We start from the raw sequence: 13,081 nt of genomic DNA, 5'->3' as shown, positions 1-13,081 counted from the left end.
CTCGGGGGTTCCGGCAACGATGGAGTGGCGTGTGAGGACGGACAGCATGCGGAGGAAGAGGTCCCTGGTGGCCGTTTCCGCCGTGCTCGGTGGCGTATTGATGCTCTCGGCCTGCAATGGCGGCGGAGACAGCGACCCGAAGGCGGGCGGCACGGAGAGCGGCAAGTCGCAGGCGGACGTGGACGCCGCGGCGGCCAAGGACAGCTCCAAGGCCCGAATAGCCATCACGCCCAAGGACGGCGCCACCAACATCGGCCTGAACGACGCGACCAAGGTCGCCGTCAGTGACGGCACGCTCACCAAGGTCGAGCTGAAGACCACGGAGGGCACGCTCGTTCCCGGCAAGATCGCGGGCGACGGCAAGAGCTGGAAGCCGGACGGGGCACTCAAGCGCTCCACCAAGTACGCGCTGTCGGCGACCGCCAAGGACGAGGCCGGCAAGGAGGCGCACGAGAACGCGTCCTTCACCACCGTCTCCCCGGAGAACAGCTTCGTCGGCTCGTTCATCCCGGACGACGGCCAGACCGTCGGCGTGGGCATGCCGGTCTCGATCACCTTCAACAAGCCGATCAAGGACCAGAAGGCCGTCCAGGCGGCCATCAACGTCACCTCCAGCAGCGGCCAGGAAGTCGTCGGCCACTGGTTCGACTCGCAGCGGCTGGACTTCCGCCCCGAGAAGTACTGGCAGGCCAACTCCACCGTCACGCTGAAGCTGGCGCTGGAAGGCGTGAAGGGGGCGCCCGGCGTCCAGGGCGTCCAGAACAAGACCGTCTCCTTCAAGATCGGCCGGAGCCAGGTCTCCAAGGTCGACGCGCAGACCAAGCAGATGACGGTCACCCGGGACGGCGCGGTCCTCAAGACCATCCCGATCTCCGCCGGATCCCCGGACAACCCGACGTACAACGGCCAGATGGTGATCTCCGAGAAGTTCAAGGAGACCCGGATGGACGGCGCCACCGTCGGCTTCAAGGACGGCGACGGCAAGGGCGAGTACGACATCAAGGACGTCCCGCACGCGATGCGGCTGTCCACCTCGGGCACCTTCATCCACGGCAACTACTGGGGCGCCGACTCGATCTTCGGCAAGGTCAACACCAGCCACGGCTGTGTCGGTCTCAACGACGCCCAGGGCGCCAACGACCCGAACACCCCCGGCTCCTGGTTCTTCGACAACTCGCTGATCGGCGACGTGGTCACCGTGGTCAACTCCCCGGACAAGACCATCAAGCCGGACAACGGCCTCAACGGCTGGAACATGAGCTGGGCGGAGTGGAAGGCGGGCGCGGCCTCCTGACGCCGTGTACGACCTGAACTGACGCGCGGACACCACGGACGGCGGGAAACCCACACAGGTTTCCCGCCGTCCGTCGTCGTCTCGAAGCGCGCCGCCGCCGGCCGACCGCGCACCGCGCGCGGCAACGATCCGCAAAGGCCGGGTGACGGTGACGGAAAACCCCCGAGCCTGCGCCGGACGCCCCCGCTAGGGTCCCGATCATGACGATCCGACCCGTGGTCCCGCCCCCGTCCGACACCGAGGTGGAGGCCTGGCTGGCGGTCCTGACCGCCGCCTCGACCACCGACCTGCCGGGGCTGCCGGCGCCCTCCCGCGTGGAGGTCGCCGGCCGGCTGCGGGTGCCGCCGGCCCGGGGACGGCACGCGTTCTGGACCACCGACGACGGGGACGGCGTCGCCGGCCTGCTCCTGTTCGCCGACGAGGGGAACACGCACACCGCGTTCCTGGACGTGCTGGCGGTGCGCCCCGAGGCGCGCCGGCGGGGCGTGGGCACGGCCCTGTGGGAGCGGGTCCGCGCCGAACTCCTCGCGCGCGAACGCACCTCGGTCTCCGCGCTCGTCGACCTCGGCGGGCCGGGCCAGGCGTTCGCCGAGTCCCTCGGCTTCGAGAACGTGCTGCGGATGGCCTGGTACGTACAGGACGTGGCGCGGGACGCGGCGGACCCCGCCGCGCCACGGATACCGGCCACCCCCGGCTACGAGCTGATGTGCTGGCCCGGCATCGTCCCCGACGCGTGGGCGCAGGCGGCGGCGGTGGCCCACGGGGCGATGGACGACGCCCCCGGCGGCGACATGGACGAGCAGACGATGACGTGGACGGCCGAGCGGGTACGGGCCGCACAGCGGCTGGTCCTGGAGCGGGGCGGCGAACTGACCATGGTCGCGGCCGTGACCCCCGCCGGCGAGGTCGCCGCGTACACGGTCCTCGTCCGGACGGACCCGGCGGGACCGCGCGCCCTCCAGTACGACACGGTGGTCGTCTCCGCCCACCGGGGCCACGGCCTGGGCCGCGCCGTCAAGCTCCGCATGCTGGCGGAGGTGGCCACGCGCCACCCGGACCTGCGGGAGATCGGCACGACCGTGGCGGACGAGAACGGCCCGATGCGGGCGGTGAACGAGTCCCTGGGCTACCGGTGGGAACGCGGCGTGGGCATCTTCCAGCGCAAGCTGTGACCCGCGACCCGTCGCGGGGCCGCCGGACGCGGGGCCGCCGGACGCGGGGCCGGCCGCACGCGCCTCAGTTCTGCGTCGGGGCGTCCACCGGGGAGTGGGCCGGCGCCGACCAGGACGACAGCAGGCGCAGGGCGTCCGCCGACGGGGAACCCGGGGTGGCGTGGAAGGTGACCAGCGACTGCTCCGGATCGTCCCGCAGGGTCAGCGTCTCGAAGTGCAGGTCCATCTCGCCCACCACCGGGTGCCGCAGCCGCTTCACGCCGTGCGTCTTGTCCGCCACCGTGTGCGCCGCCCACAGCCGCCGGAACTCCTCGTTCTTCACCGACAGCTCCCCGACCAGCGCCGACAACTGCTCGTCCTGCGGCTGCCGGCCCGCGTACATGCGCAGATTGCTGACGACCTCGCAGGCCCGGCACTCCCAGTCCGCGTACAGCTCCGCCGTCGCCCCGTCCAGGAACACCAGCCGCACCAGGTTCCGCTCGGCGGCCGGCAGCGCCCCGAAGTCCCCGAAGACCGCCACCGCCAACCGGTTCCAGCCGATGACGTCCTGGCGCCGCCCCACCAGGTAGGCCGGTACGCCCTCCATCGCGTCCAGCAGCGTCCGCAGCTCCGGCCGGACCTGCTGGGGCCGACGGGACTGGCGCCGCTTGAGGGCGCGCGGGCTCGCCAGGTGGGTCAGGTGCGCGGCCTCCGTGTCGTCCAGCCGCAGCGCCCGCGCGATCGCGTCCAGCACCTCCGCCGACACGTTCTGTCCGTGTCCCTGTTCCAGCCGCGTGTAGTACGCCACCGATACGCCGGCCAGCTGCGCCAGCTCCTCCCGGCGCAGGCCGGGCACCCGGCGGTGGCGGCCGTAGTCCGGCAGCCCCACGTCCCCGGGGCGCAACCGGGCCCGCCGGCTCCGCAGGAACTCGCCCAGTTCGGCTCGCTGATCAAGCTGGTCCATACAACCAGTATGTCCGGGTCGCGAACCGTGTGCCTGACCCCGCCAGTGGTAGGTCCACGGGTCGTAGGCACACCAGTGGACTGGGTGACACGAGGGAATGGGGGCATCGTGGAGTTACCGCTGGAAATCCCCGTTCGAGGAGCTTCATCATGTCCGTCACCCAGGTCGCCGCCTACGCCGCTCCTGCCGCGAAGGCCCCGCTGGAGCGCACGACGATCCCGCGCCGCCCGGTCGGCGAGCACGACGTCCTCATCGACATCAAGTTCGCCGGCATCTGCCACTCCGACATCCACCAGGCCACCGACGGCTGGGGCGAGGGCATCTTCCCCATGGTCCCCGGCCACGAGATCGCCGGTGTGGTCACCGAGGTCGGAACCGGCGTCACGAAGTTCGCCGTCGGCGACCGGGTGGGCGTCGGCTGTTTCGTCGACTCCTGCCGCGAGTGCGAGCAGTGCCTGGCCGGCTTCGAGCAGTACTGCCTCAAGGGCATGACCGCCACGTACAACGCCCTCGACAAGACCGGCGAGCCCACCTACGGCGGCTACTCCACCCACATCGTCGTCGACGAGAACTACACCGTCCGCATCCCCGAGGGCGTCGCCCTCGACGTGGCCGCCCCGCTGCTGTGCGCCGGCATCACCCTGTACTCCCCGCTCAAGCACTGGAACGCGGGCCCCGGCAAGAAGGTCGCCATCGTCGGCCTCGGCGGCCTCGGCCACATGGGCGTCAAGATCGCCTCGGCGCTGGGCGCGGACGTCACCGTCCTGTCGCAGAGCCTGCGCAAGAAGGACGACGGCCTCAGGCTGGGCGCCTCGGAGTACTACGCCACCGGCGACGAGACCACCTTCGAGAAGCTGGCCGGCACCTTCGACCTGATCGTCTCCACCGTCTCCGCGCCGCTGCCGCTCGACACGTACCTGCGGCTGCTGAAGGTCGACGGCGCGTTCGTGAACGTCGGCGCCCCGGAGGACCCGGTCTCGCTGAACCTGTTCTCCGTCATCGCCGGCCGCAAGACCCTCGCGGGCTCCTCGATCGGCGGGATCGCCGAAACCCAGGAGATGCTGGACTTCTGCGCCGAGCACGGCCTCGGCGCGGAGATCGAGCTGATCGGCGCCGACCGGATCAACGAGGCCTACGACCGGGTGCAGGCGAGCGACGTCCGCTACCGCTTCGTCATCGACACCGCGACCATCTGACCCGGCCGCCGGCGCCACCCGGCCGCTTCCCCGGCCACGCGTGCCCGTCCCTCCGGCGGACGGTGTCACACGTTCTTCACGCCCCGTGCATGGTCTTGCCGGCGCCCCGTGCGGACGATCGCCTCACCAGCCTTCCGTCCCACAGGAGTTCGCGATGCCCAGCCGCCGTCATTTCCTCGCCGGATCCGCGGCCGCCGTGGGCCTCGCCGCCCTGCCCCAGGTGGCGGGGCCCGCACCCGCGTCGGCGGCCGAGGTCACCACGCCGCCCCACCTGGTGGTGATCCTGGCCGACGACCTCGGATACGGGGACCTCGGCGCGTACGGCCAGAAGCTGATCACGACCCCGCGCATCGACCGGCTCGCCGCCGAGGGGCTGCGGTTCACCGACGCCTACGCCGCGGCCGCCGTCTGCGCCCCCTCCCGGGCCGCCCTGCTCACCGGCCTGCACACCGGCCACGCCGCCGTCCGCGCCAACCCGGACAGCGGCGGACAGGGCGGCCTCGGCGCCGGGGACACCACCTTCGCCGAGGTGCTCCGGGCGCGCGGCTACCGTACGGGGCTGTTCGGCAAGTGGGGCTTCGGACCGGAGGCCGGGGAACAGCCGAGCCACCCCGGAGCCCGGGGCTTCGAGGAGTTCTACGGGTACATCGACCACGGCCACGCCCACCAGTACCGTCCCGCCTACCTGTGGCACAACGGTGCCAGGGAAACCCTCCCGGCCGGCACCTACGCGCCCACCGCCATCGCCGAACGCGCCCTCGGCTTCATCGACGCGCACGCCGCCGGCCCCGACCCCTTCCTGGTGTTCCTGACCCCGAACCTGCCGCACGCCCCCAGCGAGATCCCCGACGTGGGCGCGTACGCCGCACGGAGCTGGACCCAGGAGAACAAGGCGCACGCCGCCCAGATCAGCCTGCTCGACGCCCAGGTCGGCGCCGTCGTGGACCGGCTCACGGCGCACGGCATCGCCGACCGGACCGTGGTCCTCGTCGCCTCCGACAACGGCCCGCACGAGGAAGGTGGGGTCGACCCCGACCTCTTCGACGCCAACGGCCCGCTGCGCGGCTACAAGCGCAACCTGTACGAAGGTGGCGTACGCGTCCCGCTGATCGCCTGGAGCCCCGGCCGGATCGCCCCCGGCACCGTCAGCGCCCGTCCCACCCCGCTGTACGACCTGCTGCCCACCCTCGCCGACCTGGCGGGCGCCCCGGCCCCCGCCGACATCGACGGGCTCTCGGCCGCCCCGGTCCTCACCGGGGCGCCCGCGACGGCCCCGCTCCACGACCACCTGTACTGGTACCGCGACGAACAGGGCGTCACCGCCCGCGCCAACGCCCAGGACGGCGGTCGGGCCAAGAAGGTCGCGGAGGCGATCCGCAAGGACCGCTGGAAGGGGGTCCGCTTCGCCCCCACGCGGGACCGGAGCGCGCCCGACGCGCAATGGCGGTTCGAGCTGTACGACCTGGCCGCCGACCTCGGCGAACAGCGCGACGTGGCCGCCGCGAACCCGGCCGTGGTCGCCTCCCTGACGGCCCTGCTGAGGTCGTCCTGGGCACAAACCCATCCTCGCCGCCCCTGGGGCCTCACGGTGGTCTCGGACGGCGTCACGGCCACCACCACCCTGGCCAACGGAACCTCCCGTGCCTGGCCGCAGACCCGGGTGACCCTCGCCGTCCCGGCGGGCTGGACGGCCATCCCGACCGGCCCGGCCACGGCCCCCTCGCTGGCCCCGGGCGCGCGGCTGACGACCACCTGGAAGATCACCGCGCCGGCCCCCGGCTCCGGTCCGGCGGCCCTGACGGTACGGGCGGGCGCGGGCGTGTTCCGCTTCACCGAGGCGCACCCCTTCACGCCGCTCCCGGCGCCGCCCACCCGTGACGGCCACCTCAGCGACCTGCCGTGGGTGTCGGCGACCAACGGCTGGGGCCCCGTGGAGATCGACCGTTCCAACGGCCGCAAGGAAGGCGGCGACGGCACCCCGATCGCCTTCGGCGGCGTCACCCACGCCAAGGGGCTCGGCGTGCACGCCCCGTCGGAGGTGGTCTACCACTTGGGCGGCCGCGCGGCCCGCTTCACCGCCCTCGTCGGCATCGACGACTTCTCGACGAACCAGTCGGCGGCCGGCGCCACCCGCGCCCTCGTCCGCGGCGACGGCCGCACCCTCCTGACCACCCCGACGCTCACCGGCGCCTCGGGACCCACGGCCATCGACCTCGACGTCACCGGCGTGCGCCTCCTCCACCTCGTGGTGCAGGACGCCGACTCCAACTCCGCCTTCGACCACACCTCCTGGGCCCGCCCCCACATCACCCTGGCATGACGACGCCCCGGTCCGCCGCCGCGGGTGCGGCGGCGGACCGGGGCGTGCGCGGGACGGCTCAGGCGCCGGCGGACGGGGCCTGGGCCACGCCGATCGGGCAACTGACGCCCGTGCCGCCGATGCCGCAGTACCCACCGGGGTTCTTGTCCAAGTACTGCTGGTGATGGGCTTCGGCGGGCCAGAACGGGCGCTCCGACGCCGGGAGGACGGCCGTGGTGATGTCGCCGTGGCCCGCGGCCGTCAGGACCCGCTGGTAGGCCTCGCGGGAGGACTCGGCCTCCGCCTGGTGGGCGGGGGAGTGGGTGTAGATCGCCGAGCGGTACTGGGTGCCGACGTCATTGCCCTGGCGGAAGCCCTGCGTGGGGTCGTGGGACTCCCAGAACAGCTTCAGCAGGGTCGCGTACGAGACGAGCGCCGGGTCGAAGACCACCCGCACGACCTCGGCGTGGCCGGTCTGCCCCGAGCACGCCTCCTCGTACGTCGGGTTCTCCGTGAACCCGCCCTGGTAGCCGACGAGGGTGGTCCACACCCCGGGGGTCTGCCAGAACTTGCGCTCCGCGCCCCAGAAACAGCCCAGGCCGAAGTCCGCCACCGCCAGGTGCGCGGGGTAGGGCCCCGCGAGCGGGTTGCCGAGCACGGTGTGCGCGGACGGCAGCGAGAAGAGCGGTTCCGAGCGGCCCCGCAGGGCCTCTTCGCGGGTGGGCAGCTCGGGCGTGCGGCGGTACGAGAACATGGGTCGCCTCCTTGGTAGTGGGAACAACGGACAGGGGCGGCCCGGGATTCCCGCACCGGACGCACCGGCGCGCCGGACGCACCGGCGCGCCGGACGCGCCCGATTCCCGAACCGCGCGTCACCGCCCCGCGTCAGTGCGGCAGCGTCGCCGGCGAACCGCCGTTGGCCTCGTAGCCCGCCACCGCCAGCGCCCGGTACACCGCGTACGCCGCCGCCGGCTCCGACGAGGCCGACCAGGGCAGCGCGCCGACGTACCCGTCCACGTGCCGCACCTGCTCCATCGCCTCCGCCCAGCGCTCCATGCTCACCAGGAACATCAGCAGCAGGTGCCGTACGTGGGCGAGCATCGGATCGTCCGCGCGGGCCGTGCGCACCGCGTACATCGCGCCCTCCACGGCCCGGGTGACGACCGAGCTCTGCCAGAACGTCGACACGAAGTTCACCTCGGGCAGGTGCTCGTACACCGCGAACAGCGGCAGGGCCGCCAGCAGCGAACCCTGCGGGGCGCGGGCCGCCGCCGCGTGCGTGAACGCGTCGGCCTTCTCGCGCGAGCCGTGCCACTTCTCGCACCAGTAGTTCAGGGCCGCCAGGTGCGCGCCCATGTGCTGCGGGGCCCGGTCGATGACCTTGGCCCACAGCGCGTCGTACTCCGCCTCGGAGTAGCCCAGCGCCCGGCCGATCGCCAGCTCCGTGATGTACGGGACCGGGTCCCCCGGCGCGAGCAGGGCCGCCCGCCGGCAGGCCTCCAGGGCCTCCTCCAGGATGATCCGGTGGTCCTCGGAGCCGACGCCACCCGAGTGCCGCCACGCCTGCTGCACCAACAACTCCGCGTGCACCTGCGCGCCGCCCGCGTCCTTCGGCGCCTCCAGCCGCCACGCCTTCAGCCACCCCGCGCCCTCTCCGGGCCGGCGCACCAGGTCCAGCGCCGCCGCACCGCCGAAGGCCTGGACGCGCTGCCAGCGCTGCTCGCCCTCCGCCGGGGTCCCGGCCAGCAGTTGCGAGGCGGCCTGCCACCGGCCGGTGCGCTCGACGTTGTCGAGGGCGTCCATCAGGTCCTGGTCGGGCCCGGGAACGCGGATGTCCAGCTCCTCTTCCCGGTCGAACCCGTAGTTCGCGGGGTCGGCGGCGTCCGGGCTGCCGGGCGCGACCAGCCGCGCACCGCCCCGCCGGCGCCGGATGTAGGGGGCGGCGATGGCCACGAGCAGGCCCATCGCGAAGAGGAACCACAGAATCTCCATGCCTCCAAGCGAACCAGACGCACCCGGGCCAAGGCCAATGCCTCACGGACCAGGTCCGATGGCCGGGGCACGAGAGGAACCACCGCCGGACGGGGCATAGCATCTGCCCATGAGCGACGACAGCCACGAGCACCAGAGCTTCGAGACCCGCGCGATCCACGCGGGCAACACGGCGGACCCGCGGACCGGCGCGGTCGTGCCCCCGATCTACCAGGTGTCCACGTACAAGCAGGACGGCGTCGGCGGACTGCGCGAGGGCTACGAGTACAGCCGCAGCGGCAACCCGACGCGCACCGCCCTGGAGGAGAACCTCGCGGCGCTGGAGGGCGGCCGACGCGGTCTCGCCTTCGCGTCCGGGCTCGCCGCCGAGGACTGCCTGCTGCGTACGCTGCTCTCGCCGGGCGACCACGTGGTCATCCCGAACGACGCCTACGGCGGCACCTTCCGCCTCTTCGCGAAGGTCGTCTCCCGCTGGGGCGTCGAGTGGTCGGTGGCCGACACCTCCGACCCGGACTCCGTCCGCGCGGCCCTGACGCCGAAGACCAAGGTGATCTGGGTGGAGACCCCCTCCAACCCGCTGCTCGGCATCACGGACATCGCGGTGGTCGCCGACATCGCGCGCACCGCCGGCGCCAAGCTGGTCGTGGACAACACCTTCGCGTCCCCCTACCTCCAGCAGCCCCTGGCGCTCGGCGCCGACGTGGTCGTGCACTCGCTGACCAAGTACATGGGCGGTCACTCCGACGTCGTCGGCGGCGCCCTCGTCGCGGCCGACGAGGCCCTCGGCGAGGAACTGGCCTACCACCAGAACGCCATGGGCGCGGTGGCCGGCCCCTTCGACTCGTGGGTCGTGCTGCGCGGCATCAAGACCCTCGCCGTCCGCATGGACCGGCACGCGGAGAACGCGGCCAAGATCGTCGATGTGCTGACCCGTCACCCCAAGGTCACCAAGGTCCTCTACCCGGGCCTGCCCGAACACCCGGGCCACGAGGTCGCCGCCAAGCAGATGCGCAACTTCGGCGGCATGATCTCCTTCCAGGTCGCCGGTGGCGAGGAGGAGGCCGTCGCGGTCTGCGGCCGTACGAAGATCTTCACCCTGGCCGAGTCCCTCGGCGGCGTCGAGTCCCTCATCGAGCACCCGGGTCGGATGACCCACGCCTCGGTGGCCGGCTCGGCCCTGGAGGTCCCGGCGGACCTGATCCGCCTCTCGGTCGGCATCGAGAACGCCGACGACCTCATCGCGGACCTCACCCGCGCACTGGGCTGAGTCGCCTCTTCGCCGTCGGCCGCCGGGCGGTCCTCACCAGCCCTCCAGGGGCGGGGAGACATCGCTCGGCGGCGTCGCCCACGGCCGGGTCAGCGCCGCCCACACCGTGAACGCGAGCGCCGCCGCGCACAGCACCGTCCAACCGAACCGGCGAAGGGCCCGGCGGCGGCGCAACAGCCGGTCCCCGCGGGCCGCGGCGGCCGCCGCCAGCCCGACCGGCACAGTCGGGTGGGGGCCGTCCATCAGCTCCCGCGCCCGGGCCGCCTTGCGGTCGGGGAAGGCGCTCACGCCGCCTCCCGACCGGGGGCGGGCGCAGCGTCCCGCAGCGCCGCGACGGCCCGGTTGCACAGGGCGTGCACCCGCTCGGCCGGCAGCCCGAGCTGCGCCGCGGTGACCTCCTCGGCAACTCCCTCATAGACCCGCAGCACCAGGACGAGCCGTTCCGGCGGGGACAGTCGCGCGAGCGGTCCCGTACCGGAGGGCCGGCGCCGGGCGGTGCGGGCGTACGCCGCGCACAGTTCCTGCCGCGTGTGGTCGTACGGGTCGTCACCGCGCAAGCGGCGCCAGTCCGCGTACGTACGGGCCAGCGCGCCCGCGAGGAGCCGGCGCGCGACGACCGGTTCGTCCTCGGGTTCGGCGGTCAGCAGGATCGCGACGTGCAGGAGCCGGCCCGCCGCACCCGCGACGAAGGCCTCGAACTCCGCGTAGGGCCTTGCCCGGTGGTCCACAACCCCCATGGCTCACATAGTGCGGCCGGGGGGACCGTCTTGGTCAAGGGGTCGGACACGGCCGAATCCGAACGGTGCGGGGGCCGGGCCCGGGGCCGGGACGGCGACGGGGTTCAGGAGGCGGGGCCCGCGTCCGTGACGGAGGCCATCAGCTCCGACAGCGACAGGTTGAAACGGGTCAGCAGCCCGGTGAAGGACTCGCGCTCCTCCTCCGTCCAGCCGTCGGTCACCCGCGCCATCAGCTCGCGCCGCGAGGAGCGGACCTCCTCCAGCCGGGCCAGCCCGCGCGGGGACAGCGCGAGCACCACGGCCCGGCCGTCCTCGGGGTGCGAGGTCCGCTTGACCAGGCCGCCGTCGACGAGCGGGGCCACCTGGCGGGTGACGGTGGACGAGTCGATGCCCATCCCGCCCGCGAGCGCCTTGACGCCCATCGGGCCTTCCAGGTCGAGTCGGTTCAGCAGCAGGTAGGCGGCGCGGTCCATCGAGTTGCGGGCCTGACCGACTCCGCCGAGGCGGGTCTGCTCCGCCCGGCGGGCGAAGACCGCCACCTGGTGCTGGAGCGCGTCGAGGAGACCGGCTTCGGCGGGCGTTTCGGCCACCGTGGGAAGGTCGGAACTGGCCGGGATGGAGGGCATGGCCGTGGGCTCTCTTCGCGTGGGTCCGACAAGGATGGGGGACAGAGTACGCGGCCGTGCGGCGGCTCGTACGCCTCGTACGAGAACTGATACGACCGCCGCCGGCCGCGGCGTCGGCGCCGTCGCGCATGGCGGGATCCCGCCCCCGGCCGGCGGTCCCTCGCGGGCGGGCCCCGTCTCACCGCTTCGACGTCCTGCGCCCCGATCCGCGCGGGCTGCGAGACTGGCCACATGAACTACCGCGTGCCCACGCCCGTCCCGCAGGTCATCCTCGACGACGTCCGGGGGGCCCAGAAGATGCTGTCGGGCGTCTCGCGGGTCACCGCGATGGAAGGCAGTCGGCACCTCTCCGCGCTGACCGGATCACCGGTCCACCTCAAGTGCGAGAACCTCCAGCGGACGGGTTCCTTCAAGCTGCGCGGGGCCTACGTGCGCATCGCGGGCCTGCGCCCCGAGCAGCGCGCCGCCGGCGTGGTCGCGGCCAGCGCCGGCAACCACGCGCAGGGCGTGGCGCTGGCCTCGTCCCTCCTGGGGGTCCGTTCCACGGTGTTCATGCCGGTCGGGGCGCCGCTGCCGAAGGTGGCGGCGACCCAGGAGTACGGCGCCGAGGTGATCATGCACGGGCAGGTGGTGGACGAGACGCTCGCCGCCGCCCAGGAACACGCCGACCGCACCGGGGCGGTGTTCATCCACCCCTTCGACCACCGCGACATCATCGCGGGTCAGGGCACGGTGGGCTTGGAGATCCTGGAGCAGTGCCCGGAGGTGCGCACGATCCTCGTCGGCATCGGCGGCGGCGGGCTCGCCGCCGGCGTCGCGGTCGCCGTGAAGGCGCTGCGGCCGGACGTGAAGGTCATCGGTGTGCAGGCGGCGGGCGCGGCCGCCTACCCGCCCTCGCTCAAGGTCGGACACCCGGTGTCGATCGACAACCCGGTCACGATGGCGGACGGCATCAAGGTCGGCCGACCCGGCGACGTCCCCTTCAAGATCATCGGTGAACTCCTCGACGGCGTCCGCACGGTGTCGGAGGACGCGCTCTCCAGCGCCCTCCTGCTCTGCCTGGAGCGGGCCAAGCTCGTGGTCGAGCCGGCCGGGTGCAGTCCGGTGGCCGCGCTGCTGAGCGAGCCCGAACGGTACGGCGACGGCCCCGTCGTGGCCGTCCTGTCCGGCGGGAACGTCGATCCGCTGCTGCTCCAGCGGATCCTGCGGCACGGCATGGCGGCGGCCGGCCGCTACCTCTCGCTGCGGCTGCGCGTGAGCGACCGGCCCGGCGCGCTGGCCGGCCTGCTCGGGGTGCTGTCGACGGTGGACGCGAACGTGTTGGACGTCAGTCACGTCCGGACCGACCCGCGACTGGGGCTCACCGAGGTGGAGGTGGAGCTGCACCTGGAGACCAAGGGGCCCGAGCACTGCGCCCAGGTCGCGCGGACGCTGCACGGCGCGGGGTACACGGTCATGAGTTGAGGCCGGTCGCGCCGAGGAACCGCGTCGCGGCGGATCCCCGGTCGAGGCGGAGTGGCAGGGCCTCGTACATCCGAACGGATCGCGCAATCCC

Annotated in this window: 12 protein-coding genes; 6 read left to right on the top strand and 6 right to left on the bottom strand. The window is 73.1% G+C overall.

Annotation, left to right across the window (positions count from 1 at the left end; translation table 11 throughout):
- Positions 1-19 precede the first annotated feature (19 nt).
- Together ACIRO3_RS03455 and ACIRO3_RS03450 are read left to right on the top strand one after the other, a co-directional pair.
- Complete coding sequence (locus tag ACIRO3_RS03455) at positions 20-1,294, top strand: Ig-like domain-containing protein (RefSeq protein ID WP_361771949.1); 1,275 nt, start codon at positions 20-22, stop codon at positions 1,292-1,294.
- A gap of 200 nt (positions 1,295-1,494) precedes the next feature.
- Positions 1,495-2,466: a GNAT family N-acetyltransferase gene (locus ACIRO3_RS03450; RefSeq protein ID WP_404131909.1), complete on the top strand. Its 972-nt coding sequence runs from the start codon at positions 1,495-1,497 to the stop codon at positions 2,464-2,466.
- A 64-nt stretch (positions 2,467-2,530) separates the two neighbouring features.
- Here ACIRO3_RS03450 and ACIRO3_RS03445 read toward each other — a convergent pair whose 3' ends face one another.
- Positions 2,531-3,409: a helix-turn-helix transcriptional regulator gene (locus ACIRO3_RS03445; RefSeq protein WP_361771951.1), complete on the bottom strand. Its 879-nt coding sequence runs from the start codon at positions 3,407-3,409 to the stop codon at positions 2,531-2,533.
- 149 nt (positions 3,410-3,558) lie between these two features.
- Between ACIRO3_RS03445 and ACIRO3_RS03440 the strand changes: the two genes are divergently transcribed.
- Together ACIRO3_RS03440 and ACIRO3_RS03435 are read left to right on the top strand one after the other, a co-directional pair.
- On the top strand, positions 3,559-4,605 hold the full coding sequence (locus tag ACIRO3_RS03440) for an NAD(P)-dependent alcohol dehydrogenase (protein WP_404131906.1): 1,047 nt from the start codon (positions 3,559-3,561) through the stop codon (positions 4,603-4,605).
- A 154-nt stretch (positions 4,606-4,759) separates the two neighbouring features.
- Complete coding sequence (locus ACIRO3_RS03435) at positions 4,760-6,925, top strand: sulfatase-like hydrolase/transferase (protein WP_404131902.1); 2,166 nt, start codon at positions 4,760-4,762, stop codon at positions 6,923-6,925.
- 58 nt (positions 6,926-6,983) lie between these two features.
- Here the strand turns inward: ACIRO3_RS03435 and msrA are convergent, their stop codons facing one another.
- Together msrA and ACIRO3_RS03425 are read right to left on the bottom strand one after the other, a co-directional pair.
- On the bottom strand, positions 6,984-7,658 hold the full coding sequence (gene msrA, locus ACIRO3_RS03430) for a peptide-methionine (S)-S-oxide reductase MsrA (protein ID WP_365998018.1): 675 nt from the start codon (positions 7,656-7,658) through the stop codon (positions 6,984-6,986).
- Between the two features lie 131 nt (positions 7,659-7,789).
- Positions 7,790-8,896 carry a hypothetical protein gene (locus ACIRO3_RS03425; protein WP_404131897.1) on the bottom strand — a complete coding sequence of 369 codons (1,107 nt, stop codon included), beginning with the start codon at positions 8,894-8,896 and terminating at the stop codon, positions 7,790-7,792.
- 109 nt (positions 8,897-9,005) lie between these two features.
- Between ACIRO3_RS03425 and ACIRO3_RS03420 the strand changes: the two genes are divergently transcribed.
- Positions 9,006-10,163: a cystathionine gamma-synthase gene (locus ACIRO3_RS03420; protein WP_361771956.1), complete on the top strand. Its 1,158-nt coding sequence runs from the start codon at positions 9,006-9,008 to the stop codon at positions 10,161-10,163.
- Between the two features lie 33 nt (positions 10,164-10,196).
- Here ACIRO3_RS03420 and ACIRO3_RS03415 read toward each other — a convergent pair whose 3' ends face one another.
- From ACIRO3_RS03415 to ACIRO3_RS03405, 3 genes are all read right to left on the bottom strand, one after another.
- Positions 10,197-10,451, bottom strand: a complete 255-nt coding sequence (locus tag ACIRO3_RS03415) for a hypothetical protein (RefSeq protein ID WP_361771957.1) — start codon at positions 10,449-10,451, stop codon at positions 10,197-10,199.
- Positions 10,448-10,900, bottom strand: a complete 453-nt coding sequence (locus ACIRO3_RS03410) for a sigma factor-like helix-turn-helix DNA-binding protein (protein ID WP_365998021.1) — start codon at positions 10,898-10,900, stop codon at positions 10,448-10,450. Before ACIRO3_RS03410 ends, ACIRO3_RS03415 begins: the two co-directional genes overlap by 4 nt.
- A gap of 104 nt (positions 10,901-11,004) precedes the next feature.
- Positions 11,005-11,526 (bottom strand): MarR family transcriptional regulator, encoded by a 522-nt coding sequence (locus ACIRO3_RS03405; RefSeq protein WP_361771959.1) that lies wholly within the window; start codon positions 11,524-11,526, stop codon positions 11,005-11,007.
- 231 nt (positions 11,527-11,757) lie between these two features.
- On the opposite strand from ACIRO3_RS03405, the gene ilvA reads away from it, so the two are divergent.
- Entirely contained in the window at positions 11,758-12,990 is a 1,233-nt protein-coding gene (gene ilvA / locus ACIRO3_RS03400) for a threonine ammonia-lyase (protein ID WP_404131892.1), read from the top strand.
- The last annotated feature ends 91 nt before the right edge of the window (positions 12,991-13,081 follow it).

Origin of the sequence: Streptomyces sp. NPDC102278, assembly GCF_044766345.1 — a bacterium.
Lineage (GTDB): Bacteria > Actinomycetota > Actinomycetes > Streptomycetales > Streptomycetaceae > Streptomyces.
Note: the sequence above shows the minus strand (reverse complement) of the source record. Positions and strands in the feature narration are given on the sequence as shown.

Coding starts and splice junctions, on each gene's coding strand:
- ACIRO3_RS03455 (WP_361771949.1), top strand. CDS start 20: ATGGAGTGGCGTGTGAGGACGGACAGCATGCGGAGGAAGAGGTCCCTG.
- ACIRO3_RS03450 (WP_404131909.1), top strand. CDS start 1,495: ATGACGATCCGACCCGTGGTCCCGCCCCCGTCCGACACCGAGGTGGAG.
- ACIRO3_RS03445 (WP_361771951.1), bottom strand. CDS start 3,409: ATGGACCAGCTTGATCAGCGAGCCGAACTGGGCGAGTTCCTGCGGAGC.
- ACIRO3_RS03440 (WP_404131906.1), top strand. CDS start 3,559: ATGTCCGTCACCCAGGTCGCCGCCTACGCCGCTCCTGCCGCGAAGGCC.
- ACIRO3_RS03435 (WP_404131902.1), top strand. CDS start 4,760: ATGCCCAGCCGCCGTCATTTCCTCGCCGGATCCGCGGCCGCCGTGGGC.
- msrA (WP_365998018.1), bottom strand. CDS start 7,658: ATGTTCTCGTACCGCCGCACGCCCGAGCTGCCCACCCGCGAAGAGGCC.
- ACIRO3_RS03425 (WP_404131897.1), bottom strand. CDS start 8,896: ATGGAGATTCTGTGGTTCCTCTTCGCGATGGGCCTGCTCGTGGCCATC.
- ACIRO3_RS03420 (WP_361771956.1), top strand. CDS start 9,006: ATGAGCGACGACAGCCACGAGCACCAGAGCTTCGAGACCCGCGCGATC.
- ACIRO3_RS03410 (WP_365998021.1), bottom strand. CDS start 10,900: ATGGGGGTTGTGGACCACCGGGCAAGGCCCTACGCGGAGTTCGAGGCC.
- ACIRO3_RS03405 (WP_361771959.1), bottom strand. CDS start 11,526: ATGCCCTCCATCCCGGCCAGTTCCGACCTTCCCACGGTGGCCGAAACG.
- ilvA (WP_404131892.1), top strand. CDS start 11,758: ATGAACTACCGCGTGCCCACGCCCGTCCCGCAGGTCATCCTCGACGAC.